At 69.5% G+C, this 23,947-nt stretch carries 21 protein-coding genes; 14 read left to right on the top strand and 7 right to left on the bottom strand.

Annotated features, from left to right (window positions below):
- Window positions 1-103 precede the first annotated feature (103 nt).
- Together I1A62_RS36395 and I1A62_RS36400 are read right to left on the bottom strand one after the other, a co-directional pair.
- Window positions 104-2,008 (bottom strand): GAF domain-containing protein, encoded by a 1,905-nt coding sequence (locus I1A62_RS36395; RefSeq protein ID WP_219457057.1) that lies wholly within the window; start codon window positions 2,006-2,008, stop codon window positions 104-106.
- Between the two features lie 131 nt (window positions 2,009-2,139).
- Window positions 2,140-4,494: an arylsulfatase gene (locus I1A62_RS36400; RefSeq protein ID WP_219457059.1), complete on the bottom strand. Its 2,355-nt coding sequence runs from the start codon at window positions 4,492-4,494 to the stop codon at window positions 2,140-2,142.
- A gap of 214 nt (window positions 4,495-4,708) precedes the next feature.
- Between I1A62_RS36400 and I1A62_RS36405 the strand changes: the two genes are divergently transcribed.
- From I1A62_RS36405 to I1A62_RS36425, 5 genes are all read left to right on the top strand, one after another.
- Window positions 4,709-5,374: a hypothetical protein gene (locus tag I1A62_RS36405; protein ID WP_219457061.1), complete on the top strand. Its 666-nt coding sequence runs from the start codon at window positions 4,709-4,711 to the stop codon at window positions 5,372-5,374.
- Window positions 5,371-6,552 carry a DUF2254 family protein gene (locus I1A62_RS36410; RefSeq protein ID WP_219457063.1) on the top strand — a complete coding sequence of 394 codons (1,182 nt, stop codon included), beginning with the start codon at window positions 5,371-5,373 and terminating at the stop codon, window positions 6,550-6,552. The genes I1A62_RS36405 and I1A62_RS36410 overlap by 4 nt, the downstream gene beginning before the upstream one ends.
- A 141-nt stretch (window positions 6,553-6,693) precedes the next feature.
- Window positions 6,694-7,761 carry a LacI family DNA-binding transcriptional regulator gene (locus tag I1A62_RS36415; protein WP_219457065.1) on the top strand — a complete coding sequence of 356 codons (1,068 nt, stop codon included), beginning with the start codon at window positions 6,694-6,696 and terminating at the stop codon, window positions 7,759-7,761.
- A 229-nt stretch (window positions 7,762-7,990) separates the two neighbouring features.
- On the top strand, window positions 7,991-9,169 hold the full coding sequence (locus I1A62_RS36420; protein WP_219457066.1) for a Gfo/Idh/MocA family protein: 1,179 nt from the start codon (window positions 7,991-7,993) through the stop codon (window positions 9,167-9,169).
- Between the two features lie 49 nt (window positions 9,170-9,218).
- Complete coding sequence (locus tag I1A62_RS36425) at window positions 9,219-10,220, top strand: sugar phosphate isomerase/epimerase (protein ID WP_219457068.1); 1,002 nt, start codon at window positions 9,219-9,221, stop codon at window positions 10,218-10,220.
- On the opposite strand, the gene I1A62_RS36430 is transcribed toward I1A62_RS36425, so the two are convergent.
- Complete coding sequence (locus I1A62_RS36430; RefSeq protein ID WP_206006495.1) at window positions 10,217-11,134, bottom strand: LysR family transcriptional regulator; 918 nt, start codon at window positions 11,132-11,134, stop codon at window positions 10,217-10,219. The genes I1A62_RS36425 and I1A62_RS36430 overlap by 4 nt on opposite strands.
- A gap of 84 nt (window positions 11,135-11,218) precedes the next feature.
- Between I1A62_RS36430 and I1A62_RS36435 the strand changes: the two genes are divergently transcribed.
- The 7 genes from I1A62_RS36435 to I1A62_RS36465 are packed head-to-tail and all read left to right on the top strand — an operon-like array spanning window position 11,219 to window position 17,628.
- Complete coding sequence (locus tag I1A62_RS36435) at window positions 11,219-12,154, top strand: DMT family transporter (RefSeq protein ID WP_219457070.1); 936 nt, start codon at window positions 11,219-11,221, stop codon at window positions 12,152-12,154.
- Entirely contained in the window at window positions 12,151-12,735 is a 585-nt protein-coding gene (locus tag I1A62_RS36440; RefSeq protein ID WP_083395608.1) for a biotin transporter BioY, read from the top strand. The genes I1A62_RS36435 and I1A62_RS36440 overlap by 4 nt, the downstream gene beginning before the upstream one ends.
- Complete coding sequence (locus I1A62_RS36445; RefSeq protein ID WP_219457071.1) at window positions 12,732-13,841, top strand: AMP-binding protein; 1,110 nt, start codon at window positions 12,732-12,734, stop codon at window positions 13,839-13,841. The genes I1A62_RS36440 and I1A62_RS36445 overlap by 4 nt, the downstream gene beginning before the upstream one ends.
- A complete protein-coding gene (locus I1A62_RS36450; RefSeq protein ID WP_219457073.1) occupies window positions 13,838-14,965 on the top strand; it encodes a thiolase family protein in 1,128 nt (375 codons plus the stop codon). The genes I1A62_RS36445 and I1A62_RS36450 overlap by 4 nt, the downstream gene beginning before the upstream one ends.
- Window positions 14,962-15,642 carry an energy-coupling factor ABC transporter ATP-binding protein gene (locus I1A62_RS36455; protein WP_219457074.1) on the top strand — a complete coding sequence of 227 codons (681 nt, stop codon included), beginning with the start codon at window positions 14,962-14,964 and terminating at the stop codon, window positions 15,640-15,642. Before I1A62_RS36450 ends, I1A62_RS36455 begins: the two co-directional genes overlap by 4 nt.
- Window positions 15,639-16,241: an energy-coupling factor transporter transmembrane protein EcfT gene (locus I1A62_RS36460; RefSeq protein ID WP_124392488.1), complete on the top strand. Its 603-nt coding sequence runs from the start codon at window positions 15,639-15,641 to the stop codon at window positions 16,239-16,241. The genes I1A62_RS36455 and I1A62_RS36460 overlap by 4 nt, the downstream gene beginning before the upstream one ends.
- The gene (locus tag I1A62_RS36465) at window positions 16,234-17,628 is read left to right on the top strand and encodes an AMP-binding protein (protein WP_219457076.1); all 1,395 of its coding nucleotides are present in this window, start codon (window positions 16,234-16,236) and stop codon (window positions 17,626-17,628) included. Before I1A62_RS36460 ends, I1A62_RS36465 begins: the two co-directional genes overlap by 8 nt.
- Here I1A62_RS36465 and I1A62_RS36470 read toward each other — a convergent pair.
- Genes I1A62_RS36470 through I1A62_RS36480 form a run of 3 tightly spaced genes read right to left on the bottom strand, consistent with a single transcriptional unit; the run spans window position 17,625 to window position 20,685 of the window.
- On the bottom strand, window positions 17,625-17,954 hold the full coding sequence (locus tag I1A62_RS36470) for a hypothetical protein (protein ID WP_124392486.1): 330 nt from the start codon (window positions 17,952-17,954) through the stop codon (window positions 17,625-17,627). The genes I1A62_RS36465 and I1A62_RS36470 overlap by 4 nt on opposite strands.
- Window positions 17,951-19,324 (bottom strand): acyclic terpene utilization AtuA family protein, encoded by a 1,374-nt coding sequence (locus I1A62_RS36475; RefSeq protein ID WP_219457078.1) that lies wholly within the window; start codon window positions 19,322-19,324, stop codon window positions 17,951-17,953. The genes I1A62_RS36470 and I1A62_RS36475 overlap by 4 nt, the downstream gene beginning before the upstream one ends.
- A 50-nt stretch (window positions 19,325-19,374) precedes the next feature.
- The gene (locus I1A62_RS36480; RefSeq protein WP_219457079.1) at window positions 19,375-20,685 is read right to left on the bottom strand and encodes a CitMHS family transporter; all 1,311 of its coding nucleotides are present in this window, start codon (window positions 20,683-20,685) and stop codon (window positions 19,375-19,377) included.
- A gap of 154 nt (window positions 20,686-20,839) precedes the next feature.
- Between I1A62_RS36480 and I1A62_RS36485 the strand changes: the two genes are divergently transcribed.
- Complete coding sequence (locus I1A62_RS36485) at window positions 20,840-21,736, top strand: LysR family transcriptional regulator (protein WP_219457081.1); 897 nt, start codon at window positions 20,840-20,842, stop codon at window positions 21,734-21,736.
- On the opposite strand, the gene I1A62_RS36490 is transcribed toward I1A62_RS36485, so the two are convergent.
- Window positions 21,733-22,758 carry a LacI family DNA-binding transcriptional regulator gene (locus tag I1A62_RS36490; RefSeq protein WP_124392483.1) on the bottom strand — a complete coding sequence of 342 codons (1,026 nt, stop codon included), beginning with the start codon at window positions 22,756-22,758 and terminating at the stop codon, window positions 21,733-21,735. The genes I1A62_RS36485 and I1A62_RS36490 overlap by 4 nt on opposite strands.
- A gap of 132 nt (window positions 22,759-22,890) precedes the next feature.
- On the opposite strand from I1A62_RS36490, the gene I1A62_RS36495 reads away from it, so the two are divergent.
- Window positions 22,891-23,946, top strand: coding sequence for a Gfo/Idh/MocA family oxidoreductase (locus tag I1A62_RS36495; RefSeq protein WP_219457083.1), 1,056 nt, complete (start codon window positions 22,891-22,893; stop codon window positions 23,944-23,946).
- The last annotated feature ends 1 nt before the right edge of the window (window position 23,947 follow it).

Here is a 23,947-nt window from a genome sequence, read left to right on the forward strand (position 1 = left end):
CGACGGCAACCCTGTTCTGTGCTTCGGTTCACACAGTAGGACCGCACCGACGACCTCGACATGTACTCATCGCACATGCTTGTCGGTCAGGAATGTGTGACCGTCACTGTCTCCTGAGTTCGTCGAGACGCACCGCTGCCGAGATCCGGAACAGGTGTTCGTCGGCGCGCCACTCGGGCCCCAGCAGCATCTCCAGCCTGTGGAGTCGCTGCAGAATCGTGTTGGTGTGGTAGTTCAGGGCCCGCGCCGTCTTCGTCGGGCTTCCCTCGTTGCGGACGAATGCACGCAACGTGGCGAGGAGGTCCGTTCCCTTGCCGTCGTCGTAGGCGCGCACCGGCCCGATCGTCTCGTCGATGAATGCGTTCAACGTCCGCGCATCGGTGTCGAACAGCAGCGCGTAGGGCAGATACGCGTCGGTGCTGACCGCGGCGTCGGTGGTGCCGAGCGCGGCGAGGAGTCGGGAGGTGCGCAGCCCGGACTCGAATCGCGCGGGGAGCGCGTCCGGCGAACCGGCCCGGGGCGTCGTGATCGCCAGCACGGGGCCGTGCAACGTCTCGCGCAGGTGGTTGCGTAGGTCCGAGGTCAGCTCGGGTGGGGCGGTCGCGGTGAGAACGGCAACGACGACGCCCGCGTGTTCCCCGACGAGGCCGTGGCCGCCGACGAATGCGGTCGCGGCACGAGCAGCGGTGGCGCGGTCCTCGGCCGGGACGGCGATCAGCACCACGGTCTCGAGGGCTGCGAGGGCGACGTGCTGGGCGCGCGCCCGACGGTCCAGGTCACGGCGCCGTTCCGGTGCCGGGTCGAGCAGGTCGGCGACCAACTCGACCCGGGCGCGGAGGTCCGCGTCGGCCATCGCGTTCTGTTGCAGAACCAGCAGTGCGCCGACCTGTGCCGCACGTTCGATGGTGCGCTCGTCGACCGGTCCCGGTTCGGGGTAGCCGGCGCCGACCAGTACCGCGCCGAAATAGAGCTCGCCCGCGATCACCGCTGCCACGATCGAAGTGACGGGGTCGTCGACGCGGACGCAGTGGCCGGTGGTGCGGCTCGACGCGATGGCATCGCGCACCACCTGCGGCAACCGGACGGACACCTGCCCGGCGGGCGTCGGGTGGGAGGCGACGGGATGCAGTTCCCGGTCGACGATCGTGACCGTACGTCCGAGTGCGGTGGAGAGTGTGCCGGCCACCTGCTCGAATCCGCCACCGACCAGAACCGCCTCGATCAGTTCCTGGTGCACCACGGTGGAGCGGTCCCGGTCCTGCAGATGGTCGGTCAGGCGGTCGAGCGCGGTGCGGGCCTCGTCCTCGGACCTCCGGACCTGCTCGAGGGTGCTCGCGGTCTGGAGCACCACCGATGCGTGATCGGCGAGCGCGGACAGTACCGCGATCTCGTCCGGGGTGAATGTGTGTTCCTGGCGTGTGGCGGCGAACAGGACGCCGAGCACGTGACCGTCCGACAGCATGGGCACCCCGAGAATCGACACGATCCCCTCCGCGGAGACCGCGTCGTCGATCAGCTCCTCGTGCGGTCCCTCCGCGTAGTCCTGGTAACGCAGAACCCATTGTGCGGCGCGGGAATCGGCGATCTGGCTGGCCAGTCCCATCCCCGGGGGAACGCGGAGGTGCTGGAACTGCGGTGTCACCGAGCCGGCGGTCTTGCGGACGTTCAGCTCCCGGGTCGCCGGATCGAACTCGGACAGGTAGGTGACGTCGGTGCCCATCATCTCGTGGGCGCGGCTCACCAACCGTCCGAGGAGGGCGTCGATGTCGCGGAGTTCGGCGAGTTCGCGGGCACTCGAGAACAACACCCCGAGTTCGCGTTCCCGCCGCCGCAAACGGGTCAGCTCGACCTGGTGCCTGCGCACCTTCTCCGCGAACGCCGCCCTGTCGGCCGGACCGGCAGCAATCCGGTCGAGCGCCTCACGGACCGCGGCCGAGTCCGCGGTCAGTTCGCCGACCATCGCGTCGGCGAGAATCCCCAGCGCGTCGCCGGCCTCCCGTGAATCCATGCCCACACTCTGCCCTGACCGGCGGAGAAGTCCCTACTGATCGAGATCAGCGCCCCGCACGAATCCCGGCACGGCGGGCAGTTGCCGCGGACGGAAAATCGAGGCTGGTGCGGCTGCTCCGGTGAGCGGCGCTAGTCGATCATGAACCAGCCCCTCACCTGTGCCTCGTGGTCGACGTAGTGCTCCCCGGAGACGTCGACGACAACCTTGTCGATGGTGCCGCCGGTGAACGCGAACGGTGCGGTGTAGTCGGCGGTGACCGGGGAGGCACTGTCGCGTCCGACGCAGATTCCGTCTCCGACGAGGCAGAACACGCCGGGCTGGGTGACGATTTCGCTGCTGGCCACCTGCTGCTCGTCGAGGTAGAGGTCGAGGGTGCCGGCGAACCCGGGCATGGCCGGGTCCTCGTTCTTGCCTTTAACGGTGAATTCGGCGGTGCACACGTGCCCGCCGGGGGTGATGTCGCGGTCGGCGGCCACGTCTTCGATTCGGGTGCCGAGCCAGTTGAACGTGTAGTGGAGTCGGTGGTCTTTGACGTACATGCTGTGCCCGCCCGCGACGCCGCCATGCGCGAAGAGGACACCCTCGGCGTCGGAAGTGTCCACGTGGACGCCGGCCGCGATGGTGTACGAGCGGCCGGTGATCGGGGCACCGGCGCTTTCGGGGACGTCCGCGCAGTTCGGGTAGTAGACGTAGCGGTCGCGGGGTTTGCCGGGGTGGGGGCGGTCGGCGAGGACCTGTTCGAGGGCGTTGCGGTCGTCGAGTGGGAGGCCGTTGAAGATGCCGGCGTAGTAGAACCAGAGTTCCTTCATCTCGGCGAGGCGTTGCGGTTCGGTGTCGGCGAGGTTGTGGAGTTGGGCCCGGTCCTCGTCGAGGTGGTAGAGCTCCCAGACGTCGTGGCCGAAGTTGCCCCACCCGGAGATCGGCGGGTGCAGCGAACACGCGAGCCATCCCTCGTGGTACAGGGAACGTTGCCCGAGCATTGCGTAGAACTGGGTCTGTTTCCCCGGGGCGGTGGGGTCGGTCAGCGTCGCTGCGAAGCTCTCGCCCTCGATCGGGCTCTGTGTGTAGCCCTTGAGCACCGCGGGCGGTTCGATGTCGAGGAGTTCGTAGATGGTGGGCACGACGTCGACCGCGTGAATGTACTGGTGCAGCGGTTCGGTGCGGGGTTGCAGCCTGGCGGGCCAGGAGACCATGCACATGTCGGCGATGCCGCCCTCGTATCCGGCCCACCTCTTCCAGTACGGGAACGGGGTGTCGAACGCCCAGGCCCATCCGGTGTTGTAGTGGTTGTACGAGGCGGGGCCGCCGAGTTCGTCGAGGTGCGGAAGTGTCACCTCGGTGGTGTCGGCGACGCCGTTGAAGAACCGCCATTCGTTGAAGGAACCGTTCGGTCCGCCCTCGCCGCTGGCGCCGTTGTCGGAGATCACGATGAGCAGGGTGTTGTCGAGTTGCCCTGATTCGGTGAGGAAGTCGATCACCCGGCCGAGCTGATCGTCGGCGTAGGAGATGAATCCGGCGAATACCTCGGCCATCCGGATGAACAGGCGTTGCTCGTCGGCGGTGAGCGAGTCCCACGGGCGGACGGTGTCGAGGATCGGCCAGAGTTGACCGTCCGGGCCGGTCGTGTTCGGCTCCCCGTGCGGGTTGATCGGCGACAGCTCGGTGCCCCTCGGCAACAGGCCCAGTTCCTTCTGCCGGGCCAGGATTTCGGTGCGGATGGCCTCGTAACCCTGGTCGAACGTGCCCTTGTATCTGTCGGCCCATTCCGGGGGGACGTGGTGCGGGGCATGCCCGGCCTGCGGCGCCAGGTACATGAAGAACGGTTTGTCCGGGTCGACGGCTTTGGCGTCGCGGATGAACTCGATCGCCTTGTCGGACAGGTCCTTCGACAGGTGGTAGCCGTCTTCGGGTGTTCCGGGAGCCTCGATCGGGTGGTTGTCGTATACGAGGTCCGGGTACCAGCTGTTCGACTCGCCGCCGAGGAAGCCGTAGAAGCGCTCGAACCCGCGACCGAGCGGCCACCGGCTCTTGACCGCCGACAGGTTGCATTCCTCGCTCGGGGTCAGGTGCCACTTGCCGACGCAGTAGGTGTTCCAGCCGCGTTCGGCCAGCACCTCGGAGATGAATCCGTTCTCGAAGGGGATGTGCGTCGAGATGCCGGGGAACCCGGAGCTGAGTTCGGCGACCGTGGCCATTCCGTTGGAGGTGGCGTTGCGGCCGGTCAGCAGCGAGGCGCGAGTGGGCGAGCACAGCGCGGTGGTGTGGAAGTTCGAGTACCGCACACCTGCGTCGGCGATACGCCGCATGGTGGGGGTCTCGATGGGACCGCCGAAGACGTCCATGCTGCCGTAGCCCACGTCGTCCCACGCGATGATCAACACGTTCGGGGCGCCCTCGGGGGCCGCGGCAGGCAGGTACGGTGACCAGTCCGCAACCGAATCTCGAATATCGACGGCGATCTTGCCCTTACGGTTCGTGGCCATGGCGTCGCTCCTCCGGTCGACGGTCCGCTGCGCACTTCTCGGCATGCGGGAACCCCACCTTTTCATCGTTCCCGGTGCGGCGACCGAGCGTCTACCCCCGCCACGCGCAAGCCTCGCGGGGTTTGTTCACCCGCTGTGCAGCAGCGCCGCGCGCGGCCGCGACGGGTCCATTGTCTGCTGGTTCCCACACCCGATTTCGGCGATGATTGATCCCATGGCCGATCCACGCGGCGGGGCCCGGTACCGACGGCTTCGGACGCCCCGTTCCGCGGCGATCGCGGGCATCGTCTTCGGTGTGCTCTTCGCCACCAGCATTGCCCTGCTGGCCGCGGCGATGCCGGCCAGCGCAAGCGCGCCCTGGGCGCGGGGTGGCTCGCACATCACCACCGCCTTGTTCCTCGCCCCGATCGCGGGCATCGCGTTCCTGTGGTTCATCGGGGTCCTCCGCGACCGGTTCGGCGACCTCGAGGACCGCTTCTTCTCGACCGTCTTCGTGGGCAGCGGGCTGCTGTTCCTCGCCATGACGTTCGTGTCGATGGCGCTCGCGGGCGCACTGCTCGCCGTCTCCCGGAACGCCAACGTCCCGGAGAACGACATCGTGTACTTCGGGCGGGAGGTGATGCTGCACGTCACCAACGTCTACGCCGTGCGGATGGCCGCCGTGTTCATGATCTCCCTGGCCACGATGTGGTGGCGGACCCGGCTGATGCCCGGGCCGTTGGTGATCGCCACCTACCTGTTCGCGGTGGTGCTGCTGGTGGTCGTCAGCTTCAGTCTCTGGGTGGCGCTGGTCTTCCCGGCGTGGGTGCTGGTAGTCAGCGTGTACATCCTCGCCACCGATCACCGACAATCGGTCCGGCCGCGGGAGGGAGGGGGATGAGCACAGCGCCCGCCGGCGATGCCTACCGTCGTCGGCGCATCCTGTACGCCGAACTCACAATGGTGCTGTACATCCTCGTCGGGCTGGGCCTGGGGCTGACCGTCCCGAGGATCCGGCGCGGACCCGAACTACCGGCTCAGCAAGTGATCGGCGTCCTGACCACGATCGGACTCGGTGTGCTCGGCCTGGTCGCCGTCATCTACTCACTGGGGATCCTGGTCGTGCGGTGGGTGGCCTCGAACTACAGCCCGCGCCTGACCCAATTCCGTGACACCCCGATTCTGCGGCAGACCTTCGCGTTCGCCCTCGGCGTGGCCGTCTTCTGTATCTCCGCGGCCTTCGCCACCGGCCCCCGCGCCCGGGTCTCGATGGCCGTCCTGATCATCGCCATCGTCTTGCTGGCCGTGATGGCCGTGCTGCTGCGGACCCTCCAGGTGACAGCGGCAACCTCCATCCAACTCTCGCCCGTCCTGAACTCCATCGCTGCCCGCGGCCGCGACGTCCTCGACGCCGCGAGCCCCACAGCCGCGAGCGCCGTTGGGTCACCCGCAGCCCCCCTGCCCGAGCCTCGCGCCATGGTCACCTGGCCGACATCTCCTGCCGTGCTGCAAAGAATTCTGGTCGACCGCCTCGTCGGCGCCGCCCAGACCGCGAACGCAGTCATCGTCCTGCGCGCAGCCCCAGGCACCACCCTGCAGTGCGACACCCCGGTCGCCGACATCCACGGGGAACTGGCGCCGTCGATCGTCCTCGGCGGGCTGGTCGTCGGCAGCGAGCGGACGTTCGAACAAGACCCTCTGTTGGCCTTCCGGCTCCTGACCGACATCGCGCTACGCGCGCTGCGGCCCAACGACCCCGCGACGGCGGTGCAGGCCCTCGACTACCTCGAGGACCTGCTCGCCCGGGCCGCCGCGGCACCGATCGAATCCCGGCGCGTCACCGACCGCAACAACGCTCTGCGCCTGGTGATCGCACGACCGGGCTGGGACGACTTCGTCCGGACCAGCCTCGACGACCTCATCCCCGCGGCGGCGACCACACCCAGTGTCCTCATCCGCATCCGGACACTGCTCGAACGCGTGCGGAACCGGGCCCACCCGGACCACCGCGACGTCCTCACCCAGCGGCTGACCCGGGTGAACGAACACCTCGCCGCACTCCTTCCCCCTCCCGCGTGAACGGGCCGACGATCCCGCGCCCGGCGCGATGCTTCTCGTCGTGGCACCCGGACTGTTCGGGGAGGTAGCCCGGTCTAGTACTTCGGTCCGTGTCGGATACCCTGGGTGTGCCTCGTGCCCGGCGAGCGAAAGGGTCCGCACATGCGAAGCGACGACGATTCCCGGAGCGGCGGTTCCGTTCAGATGCCCCGGCAGGCCGTCACGATGCAGGACATCGCCGATCGAGTGGGTGTGTCGAAGGCATTGGTCTCCATGGTGTTTCGACGCGTCGCCGGACCGAGCGCCGAGACGCGGAAACGCGTCCTCGAGGTCGCGGACGAGCTCGGCTACCGGCCGAACCGGACCGCCGCACTGATGTCGCTTCGGCGCACCCACCTCGTCGGCGTGATGGCCGACATCCGGAACAGCTTCCACGCCGAGATGGTCGAGTACCTCGTCGCCGCCGCCGACAGGAACGGGTACGAGGTGGTGCTCGGTGCGCTCACTCCCACCCACGCCGAACAGAAGGTGGTCGACACACTGCTCGATTTCCGCTGCGAGGCGCTGATCCTGCTCGGCACCGAACTCGACACCGACGTCCTCGACGCGCTGGGGGAGCGGCTGCCGGTGGTCGTGGTCGGTCGACGCGTCGGCGACAGCTCGGTGGACGTCGTGCGCACTGCGGACGGCAAGGGGATCGGGACCGTCGTCGATCATCTGGTGGAACTGGGTCATCGGCAGATCACGCACCTCAGTGGCGGTGCGGGCACGATCGCGGCCGACCGGAGATCGGGTTACAGCCGCGCCATGCGCCGTCACGGCCTCGACGTCGACGTCGTCGAGGGCGATTTCACCGACAACGCCGGGACGGTCGCGGCGCACACTCTGCTCGAGCGGTCCCAGCTGCCCACAGCGGTGATCGCGGCGAACGACCGCAGTGCCATCGGGCTGATCAGCGAACTGCGGAGCCGGGGCGTGAGGATCCCCGAGGACGTCTCCGTCGCCGGATACGACGACAGCTTCCTGGCTCAGCTCGCGCACATCGATCTGACGTCGGTCAATCAGCAACCGCGGGAGCAGGCCGCCACGGCGGTCGACGCGGTCATCGAGCGGCTGGACCGCGGCAGGACCGAATCGATCGCGACCGTTCTCCGGCCCCGGCTCGTCCCGCGCCGGACCACCGGACCGGCGCCCGCGCCGGTGGAAGGGTCCCGGTCCGACGTGTCCTGATCGGGAACGTGCACTGACGCAATAATTTTCATAATCCCACTCGCCGAGGCCGCAGGCCGCCCGGCGGGTGTTCCTGTCTGCTCCGACGCGTAGGCGCATGTCGCTCGGCACCGGGCTTGACACCGTGGCGTGACTCAGCTCATAGTAGTCGTACTAGACCGGTCAAATAGACCGAACTAGTTGGATAGGACATCCGCCGGTTTCTCCACCCTCTCGAAAGGCTTCACTCATGACCTCCAACTCGATCGGTGTCGCCGTCATCGGCGGCGGCATGGCCGGACGAGCGCACGCCGCCGGATACCGCATGGCGTCGACCCTGTTCGGGACCGACCGGCCGGACGTGCGTCTCGTCGCGATCGCCGACACCAACGAGGCCGTCGCCGACGACACCGCGAAGCGGTACGGCTACGAGCGGGCCGAGTACAGCTGGCAGGCGATCGCCGAATCCCCGGACATCGACGCGGTGAGCGTCGTCGTCGCCAACCAGCTGCACCGGGAGATCGTCGAAGGACTCCTCGCCGCCGGGAAGCACGTGCTCTGCGAGAAGCCGCTGGCCGGGTCGATTGCGGACGCCGAGTCGATGGTCGCCGCGGCGGCGGACGCCGACACGATCGCCACCGTCGGATACACCTACCGCCGCTCACCCGCGATCCAGGCGATCCGGGACGAACTCGCGACCGGGCGTCTCGGCGAGATCATCCACTTCAACGGGCACTACTGGTGCGACTACGGCCTCGACCCGGCCTCGCCGATCACCTGGCGGCACCGTGGCGGTCCCGGCACCGGCGCGCTCGCGGACGTCGGCAGCCACCTGCTCGACATGGCCGAGTTCGTGTGCGGTCCCATCGTCGAGATCAGCGGCGCGACCTTCACCACGGTGATCACCGAGCGTCCCGTGCCTGCCGGAGTCACCTACGGCCACACCAAGGCCGAGACCACCGGGGAGATGGCGCCCGTCGAGAACGAGGACCTCGCGACGTTCACCGCGCGCTTCCAGAACGGCGCGGTCGGCACGTTCTCCGCTTCCCGTGTCGCGCACCAGCTTCCGGACGGGCTCGGATTCGAGTTGTTCGGGACGTCCGGTTCCGCCGCCTTCGATCTGGCTCGCGCCGCGGAATTCTCGGTGTCCAGCGAGGGCATCGACCCCACCGTCAACGGTCAGCGACGGGTGATCGTCGGACCGCAGCACCCGTACATCCAGGGTGGCCTGCCGATGGACGCGGGCGGTGTCGGACACGGCAAGGCCGAGTTCTTCGCCTACCAGGCCCGCGCCTTCCTCGACCAGATCGCCGGCATCGACAACCTGGGACCGCTGCCGACGTTCGCCCACGCCCTGCGCGGCATGCAGATCGTCACCGCCGTCGCCGAGTCCGCCCGCTCCCACGGGGCAGCCGTCAAGATCGGCTGACCCGGCCCCCTCGCCCGACCCACACACTTCTCACCACCAAGGACCACTCATGAAGCTCGGTGTCTACACCGCCATCCTGCACGACCGCAGCCTGCGCGAGGCCCTGGAGACCATCGCGTCCCTCGGACTCGACGGCGCGGAGATCAACGCGGGCGGATTCCTGCCCACCCCGCACCTGCCCGTCAAGGAACTCCTCTCGGGCGAGGTGTCGCCGCAGGAGTACCTGAAGGTGTTCGACGAGACCGGCGTCGCCATCGCCGGCCTGAACTGCAACGGCAACCCCCTGCACGCCGACCCCGAGGTCGGCGTCGAGGACGCCGAGGACCTGCGCAACGCCATCCGCGTCGCCGGCCTGCTCGGTGTCGACCGGGTGGTCACCATGTCCGGGCTGCCCGCCGCGCACCCGGGCGGTCAGTGGCCGGCCTGGCACGTGAACACCTGGGACAGCGGCTATCTCGACTCTCTCGACTACCAGTGGGATCAGGTCGCGGTGCCGTTCTGGAAGGAGATCGACGCGCTCGCCCGTGAGAACGGGGTCAAGGTCGCGATCGAGATGCATCCGCAGAACCTGGTGTTCAACCCGCCGACGCTGAAGCGGCTGGTCGAGAAGACCGGTGCGACGAACGTCGGTGCCGAGATGGACCCGTCGCACCTGTTCTGGCAGGGCATCGACCCGGTCGCCGCCGTCGACTGGCTCGGCGACCTCGTCTTCCACGCGGCCGCGAAGGACACCCGGATCAACGAGAACTGCAAGATCTACGGCGTCCTCGACGACCGGTTCACCCGGATCCCCGCCGACCAGAACCCCACCGGGCTCGGCGGCAAGCACGTGGTCAACAAGTGGCCCGAGGACTCGGCGTGGGACTTCGTCGCCGTCGGCCGCGGACACGACGTCGACTTCTGGTCACGGTTCCTCGCGGCGCTGCAGAAGGTCGACCCGGACATGGCCGTCAACATCGAGCACGAGGATGTCGAACTCGGACAGCTCGAAGGGCTGCAGGTCGCAGCCCGCACCCTGAAGGACGCCGCATCCGCCGTCGCGTCACGCTAGGACCCCGGACTCCCCACCCGCCGCTGAGCGGGTGGGGAGTTTGTCCGCTGTGCGGCGAGGCGGTCGAGGACCAGTCGCAGCGGCGGCCAGGTGGACCGGCCGCGGCGGGTCACGGCGTACGCCGTCAGCACCACCTCTGGGTCGGCGAGCGGCAGGACGGTGACCTCTTCGCGGGTGGGACGGTCGGCGGGCAGCAGACCCACGCCGTAGCCGGCGGTGATGAGGTCCTCGACGAGGTCGAGGCTGTCGATCTGGTGGGCGATCCGCGGCGTGAAACCCGCGAGCGAGGCCAGCGTGCGGACGGCGTCCTCGTCGGCGGTGTTGCGGGAGTTCACGATCCACGGCGAATCGGCGTACGACGCGACGTCGGCGGGTTCATCGGCGGCGGGTGCGGGGACGCCGAGTCCCCAGGCCGTCGACCACAGCGGGACGGCTTCGAGCGCCGCGCCGGGTGACGCCGGCGCCAGGTTGTAATCGTAGGTCAGGGCGAGGTCGAGTTCGTCGTCGGCGAGCAGAGCGAACGCCTCGACCGGCTCGTATTCGCTGATCACCACGTCCACCTGTGCGTGGGTGAGCGCCAGTTCGGCGACGACGGGCAGCAGCGACACCCGGATCCCCGTCGCGAACCCCCCGACGCGCAGGGTGCCGACCGGTTCGGCGTGGGGGTCGAGGTCGAGCCGGGCGGCGTCGACGGCCGCCAGGATCGTGACGGCGTGATCAGCGAGCCGGCGACCGGCCGGGGTGAGCCGCACCCGTCGGCCGATCGGTTCGACGAGCGGCGCACCCGTCTCCTTCGCCAGCGCGGCGATCTGCTGGGAGACGGTCGAGGTGGTCAGCCGATGCGTCTCGGCGACCTCACGCATCGAGCCGAGGCGCGAGAGCTCGAGCAGGAGATGCAGGCGTCGGGTGTCCACCCACGTATTGTTCGCGATACCCGAACGGTTTGTCCATGAAAGTCACGTGGATGTGAACGGTCGGGTTGTCATTCAATGCAGGGCATGACCACGAACCCGACCCGCGTCGGCGCGACGATGGCGCTGACCTCGATGCTGTGCGTACAGACCGGACTCGCGATCTCCGTCGGCGTCTCCGAACGCGTCGGCGCCGAGGGCGCCGCCTGGTTGCGTCTGGCCTGGGCCGGGGTGCTGCTCGCCGTGATCGTGCGGCCCCGGCCGAAGGCATTCACGCGTTCCTCCCTCGTCGCGTGCATCCTGCTCGGGGTGGTCACGGCGGCGGTCACGCTGCTGTTCATGGCCGCGGTGGACCGGATCCCGCTGGGGACCGCGAGTGCACTGGAGTTTCTGGGACCCCTTGGTGTCGCGGTCGTGCACGGGCGGGGCCGCCTCCGGTGGCCGGCGCTGGCGGCCGTCGGGGTGCTGCTGCTGACGCAACCGTGGGTGGGCGGCGTCGACCCGGTCGGAATCCTGTTCGCTCTGGGCGCGGCCGCGTGCTGGGCGTTCTACATCCTGCTCACCCAGCGCGTCGGGGACGAGGTGGCGGGTATCAACGGTCTCGCGGTGTCCATGCCGGTCGCCGGACTGGTCGCGACCGTCGTGGGCGGGCCGTCGATGCTCGCGAAGATGACGCCCGACCTGTTGATCATCGGGCTGGGATTGGCGATACTGCTGCCGGTAGTGCCGTTCACGCTGGAGATGCTCGCCCTGCGCCGGCTGAACACGGCGGCGTTCGGGACGCTGATGAGTCTCGAACCGGCGTTCGCGTTGATCATCGGGCTCGTCGTGTTGCACCAGGTGCCGGACCACGCGGCGGTTGCCGGGATCTGTTTCGTCGTCGCGGCGGGGATCGGCGCAGCGCGGGCCGGGGCGCGCACGCCGCCCGATGTGGGCGAGGGGCAGGAGTCTGCCGCACCGTTGGCGGCGCCGACCTGCTACCTTGAACGTCGTTCAAGTTTGAAGCAAGAGGAGTCGTCATGACAGAAGTCGGGAGTGCTCGGGTGTCGAGGCTCGGTATTTCAGCGCGGGACATGGCGCAGATCGCGGTGTTCGCCGCACTGATCGCGGCACTGGGTCTGCCCGGCGCCATCACGGTCGGCTTCAGCGGCGTGCCGATCACGTTGCAGACGCTCGGGGTCATCCTCGCGGGCGCCGTGCTCGGTGCGCGCAAGGGCACCGCCGCCGTCGCGGTCTTCCTCGCACTGACCCTGATCGGACTCCCACTGCTGTCCGGCGGACGCACCGGACTGACGGCGCTCGCCGGTCCCAGCGCCGGATACCTCATCGGTTGGCTTCCCGCGACGTTGGTCATCGGCCTCCTCACCGCCAGGATCCTGCCGAAGTACCCGATCGCGCTCGGTCTGCTGATCAACGCCCTCGGCGGGATCGTGATCATCTACCTGTTCGGCACCATCGGTCTGCTGCTGCGCACCGACCTCGGTGTCGGCGCCGCCATCACCACCAACTTCGCGTTCATCCCCGGCGACGCGCTGAAGGTCGTCGTCGCCACCGTCGTCGCCAAGAGTGTGCACCGCGCGTACCCCGGCCTCATCCGTACGTGATTGCCGTACTCGGCGGCGCCGGCGATCAGCCTGCTCTCGACGTCGACGGCCGCACGTACACCTACGCCCAACTCGACCGGGCGATCGACGAGCACTGCTCTGACGCGGCCGTCCACGACGCGTCGGAGTTGCCGCTTGCAGACGCGTTGATCTGCGTCTGCGCCGCCGCGCGGCGGGGGACCGCGGTGATCGTCGAGAACCCCGACGCCCGTCCCGACCGGCCCGAGATTCCGTCGTCGGCGTTCCTGCTGGTGGCCACGTCCGGTTCCACCGGCAGGCCCCGCCCGCTCGCGCGTACCGCGGCGTCCTGGTTCGACAGCTTCCCCGCCTTCACCGCGATCACCGGGATCGACGCCACGGACCACGTGCTGATCACCGGGCCGCTACACGCCACGATGCATCTGTTCGGCGCGGTGCACGCACTGTGGCGTGGAGCGTGCGTCACCGACGATCCGTCGCGGGCGACGGTGGTGCACGCCGTGCCCGCCGTTCTCCGTGACGTGGTGGGGAAGGCCCCCAAGCTGCGCACCGCGATCGTCGCAGGCACCGCACTGGACGACGGCGCCCGCGCGGTGGCGGACGGGATCGAGATCGTCGAGTACTACGGCGCCGCGGAACTGTCCCTCGTCGCAGCGCGGCGGGTCCCCGAACCACTGCGGCTGCTCGACGGTGTCGACGCCGACATCCGCGACGGACTGCTGTACGTCCGCTCGCCGTACAGCGTGATCGGGGCACCGGACTGGTTCGGCGTCGGTGACCTGGCCGAACTCGGCGACAACGGCGAGCTGACCGTCCGAGGCAGGGGCGAATCCGCGATCAACGTCGGCGGCACCACGGTGGTCGCCGAAGACGTCGAACGCATCCTGGAGACCTTCGACGGCATCGACGCGGTCGCCGTCGTCGGATCGCCGCACGCGGTGCTCGGGGCGACCGTCACCGCCGTGGTGGAGCTCGACGGCACCGCGGAGATCGCGGACATCCGTTCGCGCGCCCGCCGGGTGTTGTCGAAGGAAGCCATGCCCCGCCGCTGGGTGCCGATCGAGGCGTTGCCGCGGACCGCCAGTGGCAAGGTCGCCCGAGGCCGAGTGAGAGACTGGCTGGCATGAGCTCTGTCCCTGTACTGGTGGCGCCGCGCCGGACGCCGATCGGCAATGCCGGGCACGGGTTCGCCGATCTGACCACCACCGATCTGGCCGCCCCGGTATTGCGCGAGGTCCTGGACTCGCTGCGCGGGTCGGGCCTCGACGCCGAGGTCGACGACGTCGTGCTCGGCAACTGCCTCGGCCCGGGCGGCGACCCGGCGCGGGTCGCAGCCCTGCGCGCGGGGATGGGGGTGGAGGTTCCCGGGGTCACCGTCGACCGTCAGTGCGGTTCCGGTCTCGACGCGGTGATGCAGGCCGCGCTGCGCGTCCGCAGCGGCGCCGACGAGCTGATCCTCGCGGGTGGCGTCGAATCGGCGAGCACCGCGCCGTGGCGGTTCTGGCCGCCGGTCTCGGGCGCTGATCCGGTGCGTTACACCCGCGCTCCCTTTGCGCCGCACGGCTTTCCCGACCCCGACATGGGCGTGGCCGCCGACGATCTCGCCCGGGTTCGCGGCATCAGCCGTGAGCGGCAGGACGCGTACGCGGCGCGGTCGCACACCCTCGCGGCGGCCGCCGATTTCTCGCCGGAGATCGTGCCGATCGGCGACATCGCGAAGGACCAGCGCATTCGCGCCGGCTTGACGGAGGCCCGGCTCGCGCGACTGCGCCCGAGTTTCGGTGCCGGCGGAACGGCCACCGCCGGGAACTCGTGCGGCATCTCCGACGGCGCCGCGGTGCTGGCCGTGACCACCGAGACGCTGGCCGCCGGACTGCCTGCGCTGCGAGTGCTCGGCTCCGCGGTCGCGGGATCGGACCCCGCGTTGCCCGGGCTCGGCCCGGTTCCCGCGATCCGCAAACTCCTGAAGCGAACCGGACACGACGTGGCGGATCTGGGCATCGTCGAGATCACCGAGGCGTTCGCGTCGGTGGTGCTGGCGGTGTCGGACGAACTCGGACTGGACGAATCCGTGATCTGCCCGCAGGGTGGTGCCATCGCCATGGGACACCCGTGGGGAGCGTCGGGCGCGATCCTGCTGGTGCGCTTGGCAAGTCAGATGCTGCGCGAGGACGGACCCGCACTCGGACTCGCCGCGTGCGCCATCGGCGGCGGGCAGGGCATCGCCGTGCTCGTGGAGCGTGTGTCGTGAGTGAGATCGTCTTCGACTCGGTGAGTCACGCGTTCGGCGACCGCCAGGTGCTGCGCGGCGTCGACCTGCGTTTCGCCGAGCGTCGCGTCGGCATCATCGGATCCAACGGTTCCGGCAAGTCGACGCTGGCGCGCATGATCAACGGGTTGCTGAAACCCACGTCCGGCACCGTCACGGTCGACGGCGTCGACGCCGCCAGGAAGGGCGCGCAGGTGCGGCGCAAGGTCGGGTTCGTGTTCACCGACCCCGACACCCAGATCGTCATGCCCACGGTGTCCGAGGATCTGGCGTTCTCGCTGCGCCGGTCCGGTCTGAGCAAAGAGGAGATCGCGGCCCGCGTCGAGGAGATGCTGGTGCGGTTCCGGCTCGACAAGCACGCCGAGCATCCCGCGCACCTGCTGTCCGGGGGCCAGAAGCAGTTGCTCGCCATCGGCGCCGTCCTCATCCGCAGGCCCGAGGTGGTCATCGCCGACGAGCCGACAACGCTGCTGGATCTGCGGAACGCGCGCGTCGTCTCCGAGGCGCTCGATTCGATGGACCAGCAGGTGATCGTCGTGACCCACCAACTGGCGTTGCTGGAGAGTTTCGAACGGGTCATCGTCATCGACGACGGTCTCGTCGCGTTCGACGGCAGCCCGGACGACGCCGTCCCCGCGTACCGGCAGCTGGTCGAATGATCGGGCTGTACCGGCCGGGCGACTCGCTGCTGCACCGGATGCCGGCCGGCCTGAAACTGCTGCTGTTGATCCTGTCGATCGTCGCGGCCACCGTGTTCGTGCGCACCCCACTCGAGGTCGGCGTCGTCGTCGTTCTGGTCGGACTGCTGTTCGTGGTGGCCGCCATCCCGTGGCGGGTGGCGGTGGCGCAACTGCGCCCCGTCGTGTGGATGTTGTTGATCATCGCGGTGTTCCAGGTGCTGATCACGTCGCCGTCGCGGGCGGTCGTCGTGTGCGGGGTGCTGCTGATCTCGGTGGCGCTCGCCGCGTTGGTCACGCTCACCACCCGGGTCACCGACATGCTCGACACGGTGTCGCGCGCGCTCGGTCCGCTGCGGAAGGTCGGGGTCGACCCGGATCGGATCGGGCTCCTCCTCGCGCTCGCGATCCGGTGTATCCCGCTGCTCACCGGGATCGTGCAGGAGGTGGCGCAGGCGCGGAAGGCGCGAGGACTGCAATGGTCGATGACGGCGCTGGCCACACCGGTTCTGGTCCGTGCCCTCCGGACCGCGGACGCGATGGGCGACGCCCTCGTCGCACGGGGAGTGGACGATGACTGAGCTGCCCGCCGAGCGCATCGCCCGACGCGCCGCCGAGAACCCGGGGGCAGTGGCGATCGTCTCCGCCCGTGAGACCGTCGACTACGGCCGGTTCTGGTCGCGCGTGGCCCGGACCGCGGCCGGGCTCGACGGCATGGACCGGGTCGCCGTGCTGCCGACGTCGGATGTCGGGTCGCTGGTCGTCGTGACGGCCGCGATGCACGCGGGCGTCAGCGTGGTCCTGCTGCACCGGCACCTGCTGCCCGCGCAGTTGACGCGGGTGCTCGAACTCGCGAAACCCGGTGCGGTCGTCGCCGCGCCGCACCAGCACCGCCGGCTGCGGAGACTGGGTTTCGAGGGGACCGTCGAGACGGCCGCCACCCTGGAATCCGACGGCACCTCGGCCCGGGCTCACCCCGGCTCCGAACTGCTGGTCGGCATCACCTCCGGGACCACCGGCGAGCCGAAGCTGTTCGTGCGAAACCAGCGATCGTGGGCCACGACCCTCGACCGTTCCGACACGACGTTCGACATCTGCGGCGGCGACCGCGTGTCGGTGCCCGGGGTCCTCGACCACACCCATTTCCTGTACGGCGCGATCCACGGCCTCAGCCGCGGCGCGACGGTGGATCTGCGGCCGGTCACGCAGTCTCTGGGCGACGCGGCCACCCACCTGTACTCGGTGCCGACCATCGCCTGGGACGTCGTGCGGTCGGGGATCGGCCCCGTCGACAGCGTCCGCGAGGTGCTGTCCTCGGCGGCGCGGTGGCCGCGGACGGGGCGTGAGGCGTTGCAGGACGTCCTGCCGAATGCGTCGCTCGTGCATTTCTACGGAGCCTCCGAACTGAGTTTCGTCTCCTACGACCGGGGTCTCGGCGCCGCCGACGAGCATTCGGCGGGCGAACTGTTCGACGGCGTCGACGCCGAGATCCGCGAGGGCCTGGTGCACGTGCGCAGCGACATGCTGTTCGACGGGTACCTCACCGAGGACGGTGTGGTGAACGGCCCCGACGACGGGTGGATGACGGTGGGCGACCGCGGCCGGGTGGTGGGCAACAGCCTGCACTTGTTCGGCCGCGACAGCGACACGGTGATCCGGGCGGGACTCAATGTCGAACCCGCGGCCGTCGAAGCGGCACTGACCGCGCTCCCCGGGATCTCGGAGGCCGCGTGCATCGGGGTTCCCGACGCGCGGATGGGGGAGGCGCCCGCCGCCGCGATCGTCGTGCACGGCGACGCCCCGAGCACCGCCGAGATCTGGCGGCATCTGCGCGCGACCCTCCCCAGCCCGAGCATGCCGGTCCAGGTCCTCGTGGTGGACAGCCTGCCGCGCACGCCACGCGGCAAGCTCGATCGTCCCGCGCTCGCCGCCACCCTGGCCGGCTCGCGGAACCCGAACCCCGGTTAGGCGCCCCGGATTTCGAGACTGAGCAGGTGGTAGCCCAGCGTCTTGCCGTGCCCGTCGAGTGCGGGTGAACCCGTGACGCCGCCGCCGAGGACGCCGGGCAGTTCGAACACCATCGCCAGCAGGTTGGGCTGGCGGGTGCGCCGGGCCGGTCCGGTGATCAGTTCACCGTAGTGGGCGGCGACGACGTCCTCGGTCAGTCTCCGCTCGAGAAGGTCGTAGGCGGCGCGGTCCCGGGCCAGCACGGCGACGATGAGCGTGTCACCCTTGTCGCCGGCGCGGACGTCCGCGAGTGCGTCGATGCGCTGAACGGTGGCGGGCGTGGTCATTTCGACACCTCCGTGAGATGCACGCGGGTGGGCACGAGTTCGCGGGGGAGGGTGCACGAGCGGATCGCGAGCACCTCGATCGACGAGCGCCGGGCACCGCCGCCACCTGCCGGTCCGTTGGTGTACAGGCTTTCCACCTCCCAGCCGACGAGGTCGGCTTCGTCGCGGGTCCGTGCCCGGGCGGTCACTCGCACGCGGACCTCGTGGGCATCCTCGTCTGTGTCGAGTCCGCGGAAAGCCGCACCGGCGCCGATGTATTCGACGGAGACGGCATCCTCGGTGAAGCCGTGCACGTCGACGAGTCGTTCGGTGACGATCTCGGCGGCGAGCCGGGCGCGGGGGTAGGCGCGCGGTCCCGCGTAGCTGATCTGCCCCTCGCCGAGCCAGCCGCCGCGGAAGCCGAGGGTCACCTTCAGTTCCTGCGGGCGGGGACGTCCGATAGCACCGGTGATGGCGACGCGGTCGGGTCCGACGCTGCCGAACGACACGTTGCCGAAGTCCGCGGTGACGTCCGGGGTCAGGTACGAAGTGGGATCACCCACCTCGTACAGGAGTTGCTCGGCGCAGGTTCGTTCGGTGAGGATGCCGCCCGAACCGTCGAGCTTGCCGAACGTCGCCGATCCGTCGGCGCGGACGTCGGCGAACGGGAAGCCGAGATCGGCCATGCCCTTCACCGGTTTGGTGACGGGGTCCGCGTAGTACCCGCCGGTGAGTTGCCCGGCGCATTCGAGCAGATGCCCGACCGCGGTTGCAGCGCCGATGGTTTCGTGATCGGCCAGGTCCCATCCGAAGTGGTGGGCGAGCGGGGCGACGTAGAGGGACGGGTCGGCCAGGCGGCCGGTGACGACGACATCGGCGTCCAGTTCGAGCGCGGGGAGCACGGCCTCGGCGCCGATGTACGCGTTCGCCGAGACGAGCACGTCGTCGTGCTCCGACAGGCGTTTCCCGGTTTCCCACACGACGGGGTCGTGGCGCCGCACCTGCTCGAGCACCGCGTCGCCCGTGACCGCGGCGATGCGCACCGGACGGTCGGCGGACCGGGATGCGATGCCGGAGACCAGTTCCGCGGCGGCGAGTGGGTTGGCGGCGCCGGCGTTGGTGATCACCGTGGTTCCGGACGCGAGGGTGTGCGGGAGCACGGCGCGCATCCGTGCGGCGAGCAGCGGATCGTAGCCTGCGTCCGGGTTCTCCAGCCGGCGAGCGTTTCCGGCGGCGACGGTGCGTTCGCCGAGGCATTCGAAGATCAGGTAGTCGAGGCCGGCGTGCCGGGCGAGTTTCTCGGCGGGGTCGATGCGATCGCCGGAGAACCCGGATCCTGCGCCGAGTCGCACGCTCCGCGGGGCGCTGCCACGGGGGCTCGATGGTGTCACGGGTTCGAAGTCCTTTGCTGGTTCGGCGGGTGCGGTGGTGTTGCGGACGGTCACAGCGAGATGGCACCGGTGAACAGGGCCACGACGGTCATCACGATCGTGGTCCCGAAGGCCCAGCCGAAGATGAACCGCTGGTGCTTGCCGAGGTCCACCTTGCTCAGTCCGATCAGGATGAACGTCGCGGCGGTCAGCGGGCTGAGCGGGAATCCGGTGGTCATCTGGCCGAGGATGGCGGCGCGACCGATCTCGGCGGGGTCGCCGCCGAACGACGCGGTGGTCTCCGCGAGCACCGGAACGACGCCGAAGTAGTAGGCGTCCGGGGTGAAGACCAGGCTGAGCGGCATCGACGTGACCGCGGTGATGACGGGGATCAGGGAGCCGGCGGACTGCGGAATCCAGGAGACGAACGTCTGCGCCATCGCGGTGATCATCCCGGTGCCGTTGAGGATTCCGGTGAGCACGCCTGCCGCGAGGATCATCACCACAACCATGGTGACGTTGCCGCCGTGCTTCGCGAACAGGGCCTGCTGATCGGCCCACTTCGGGCGATTGACGGCGAGCGCGAGCGCGAAGGCGATGGCGAACGCCACCTCCAGCGGGACGAGTTGGAACAGCAGGATCACGATCAGGACGAGGGTGAGCACCGTGTTGAACGCCATCACCGCCCGGTGGCGGCCGGTACGCATCGGTGGGTCGGAGACGTGCGGGGTGCCGGGACCGCCCTCGCCGGGAGAGACGAGTTCGGTGACGCCGAGCCGCTTCCGTTCCGTGCGGCCGATCATGTAGGCGGCGAACAGGACCCACAGGACGCCGGCGCCCATCGCGGGCAGGACGGGCGTGAAGATGTCGGCGCTGGTCAGGTCGAGCGCGGCCATGGCGCGGACGGTCGGGCCGCCCCACGGAATCATGTTCATCAGACCGGCGGCCAGGCAGACGATGCCGGTCAGGACGACCGGGCGCATCCCGAGTCTCTGGTAGATGGGCAGCAGCGCCGAGATGGTAATCAGGAAGGTCGAGGTTCCGTCGCCGTCGAGTGCGACGAGCAGGGTCAGCACCGCGGTGCCGACGGCGATCTTGGTGGGATTGCCCCCCGCCCACCGGACGATCCGGCGGATCGCCGGGTCGAACAGTCCCACGTCGACCATCAGACTGAAGTACAGGACCGCGAAGGCGATCATGATGGCGACGGGCGCGACCTTCAGGAGGCCGTCGCCCACCATCTCCCCGAGGTCGGGTGCCCACCCTCCCACGATCGCGAACGCGATGGGAACGAGGATCAGCGCGACGAGCACCGAGACCCGGCGGCTGAACGCCAGCGCCAGGAAACACGCGATCGTGGCGAACCCGAGTGCGGCAACCATGTGACCTCCTTCGAAACGGAGTCCCAGTGTCGCGCGCCTCACAATTGCGGGTCAAATATCAATGCATGATCGATTCATGAGTTTGACTCATGAATTACTCGCGCAGATGAGGCGGGCAACGTGGCGGCTCGGCGCATGAATAGCGGCCATACTGATGCACATGAGCATCAATCTCGGGATCTCGCACTTGAGGAGCATCGTCGCGATCGCCGACTACGAGAGCTTCACCTCGGCAGCTCACGCCCTCGACGTGTCCCAGTCCTCCCTGAGCCGCTCGGTGGCCGAGGCTGAGCGCAGACTCGACGTCACGCTGTTCGAGCGCACCACCCGCCGCGTCGAACTGACCACGCACGGGCAGGAGATCATCGAACACGCCCGGCGGATGCTCCACGACTTCGACGACGGGCTCACCCAGATCGAACGATTCGTCACCGGCGACCGCGGAATCGTGACGGTGGCGTGCCTGCCCTCGCTCGCGGCGACGTTCCTTCCCCCGTACGTGGTCAACTTCCGCGAGCAGCACCCGCACGTGCGGCTCCAGATCCGCGACGGACTGCGGCAGGAGGTTCTCGACGCCGTGTACTCGGGGACGGTCGACCTCGCCCTGGTCACCACGTCGGGGATTCTGCCCGGCCTGCAACAGGACGTCCTGACGAGCGACTCCTTCTACTGCGCGGTCCCGCCGACACATCCGTTCGCCGAACGGCCGGTGCTGCAGTGGTCCGATCTCGCCGGGCAGCCGTTCATCGCGTTCGGTCCCGAGAGCAGCATCGCGGCGCCCGTCCGCCGGGCCGTCGAGGACGCCCGCATCGAACTCGGGCCGGTCATGCAGGCGCAGAACATCGGCGCGGTAGCGGGTTTGGCGGCCGCCGGGCTCGGCGTCACCGCGGTTCCCGAACTGGTGCTCCCCATGATCTCGTTCGCCGGGCTCGTCCACATACCCCTGCAACCGAGAGTCGAACGCACCATCTCCCTCGTCCAGGTCGCCGGCCGGCCGCAGACGGCAAGCACCCGCGGTTTCGTGCACGCCCTCCTCGCCGGCCGGAGCTAGTCGTGTTGTGCGACAGGGCCGGTGGTCGCGCGGCGGACCAGGTGCGGGGCGAGCACGAGGTCGACGGCCTCGCCCCCGGCGATCTGAGCCAGCGCCGCGTCGACCGCGGCGTCGGCCATGTGTGTGGCGTCCTGCGAGATCGTCGTCATCTGCACGTGCGGAATCCTCGCCAGGCGGGAGTCGTCGTAGCCGACGACGGAGATGTCCGCGGGCACGTCCCGGCCGCGGCGGACCAGTAGGTCGAGTACGCCGGTGGCGCACCGGTCGTTGAACGCGACGACCGCGGTCGGGGGAGTGGGCAACGCGAGAAGCTCGTGCATGCCCTGTGCGCCTTCGGTTTCCGTCGGACCGCCGGCCACGACCGTGGCCGAATCCGACAGTCCGTGCCGGTCCATCGCGGCCAGGAAGCCGGCCCGCCGGTCGGCGCCGCCGGGGGCGTCGGCGCCGTCGATGTGGGCGATGTTCCGGTGCCCGAGTTCGGTGAGGTGGTCGACGGCCAGGGTGATGCCTGCGACGTCGTCGCCCCGCACGGCGCCGACGCCGGGCAGTCCGCTGGCGCGCGCCACGACGAGGGCGGGCAGGCGGTCGGCCAGCGCGCCGAGTTCGTCGGTGCCGAACCGGGAGCCGAGGAGGATCGCGGCCTCGCAGCGTTCCCGCATCAGCGCCTGGACCGCGACCTGCTCGGCGCGACTCGGGGCGACCGCGCTGAGCATCACGTCGTAACCCCGGCGGGTGGCCGCCGCGTAGATCTGTTCGACGAGGTCGCCGTGGAACGGTTGCTGCAGTTCGAACACGACGCCGAGGAGTCGGGAACTGGCCTGGCGCAGTTTCTGTGCGCGACGGTCCGGCACGTAGCCCATCCCGTCGGCGATCTCGAGCACCCGCTGACGGGTTGCCTCGCTGGCGCCGGGGACCCCGCGCATCACGATCGAGACGAGCGCGGTGGAGACTCCGGCCGCTCGCGCGACGTCGCCCATCGTCGGACGGGCGCCACCGGTCGATCCCGCCACCGGTTCGGCCACGTGCACGACTCCTGTCTCCGGGGCCCGCGCTCGGGGCCGCTCTTGACCAATGATCTCACGAGTTCTACGGTCTAGAACTAGAACGTACTAGTTCGCCTCTACCTCCACCCTTCACCGCACTGGAGCGCATTCATGTCACTCACCGAAGCCGCACCCGTCCGCTCGACGACGCCCGCCTCCCATCCGGTCCGCATCGCGACGATCGGCGCCGGACGCATCGGCTCGAATCACGCGGAGATCGTGGCCCGCCTGGTCCCCGGGGCTTCGCTCGTCGCGGTCAGCGACCCGGTCGGCGAGTCCGCGCAACGGCTCGCCGCGGCGCTGGGCGCACCGCTCGCCACCACGGCCGTGGACGACGTCCTCACCAGCGACGAGGTCGATGCGGTGCTGATCACCGCCCCCGCGCGGAGTCACACGGACCTGGTGGTCGCGGCCGCGGCGGCCGGCAAGCACGTGTTCGTCGAGAAGCCGATGGCCGTGACCCTCGAGGACGCCGACCGCGCCATCGCGGCGGCCGCCGACGCGGGCATCGTCCTGCAGGTCGGGTTCAATCGCCGGTTCGCTCCCGGGTTCGCCGCCGCCCGCGCGGCGATCGACGCGCAGAAGGTCGGCACCCCACACCTGCTGCGTTCGCTGACGCGCGACCCCGGCCCGTTCACCGCCGATCCGGCGCGCATCCCGCAGTGGACCATCTTCCTCGAAACGCTCATTCACGACTTCGACACCCTGTGCTTCCTCAACCCGGGTGCGCGACCGGTGCGGGTGCACGCGATCGCCGACGCCCTGGTGCGACCGGACGCCAAGAGCACGGGCCACCTCGACACCGCGGTCGTCACAGTGCAATTCGACAACGGTGCCATCGCGACGGCGGAGGCGAGTTTCAGCGCGCTGTACGGGTACGACGTGCGCGCCGAGGTGTTCGGCTCCGGCGGCATGGTCACCGCGGGCAGCGGGCTCAGCACCGACATGACCTACTACGGCCCCGACGGGCAGCACGCCGACACCGCGCGCCGCGACACCGACCTCCTCCATACCGCCTACGTGGGCGAACTGACCGCGTTCGTCGACGCGATCCGAGCCCACACACCGGCCGTGGTCACGGGCGAGGATGCCCGCACCGCGCTGTCGATCGCACTCGCCGCGATCCGCAGCGTCGAGACCGGCGCCGCCGTCGATCTGGACCGGTGAC

Source organism: Rhodococcus sp. USK10 (genome assembly GCF_019378875.1).
GTDB classification, from domain to species: domain Bacteria; phylum Actinomycetota; class Actinomycetes; order Mycobacteriales; family Mycobacteriaceae; genus Rhodococcus_F; species Rhodococcus_F pseudokoreensis.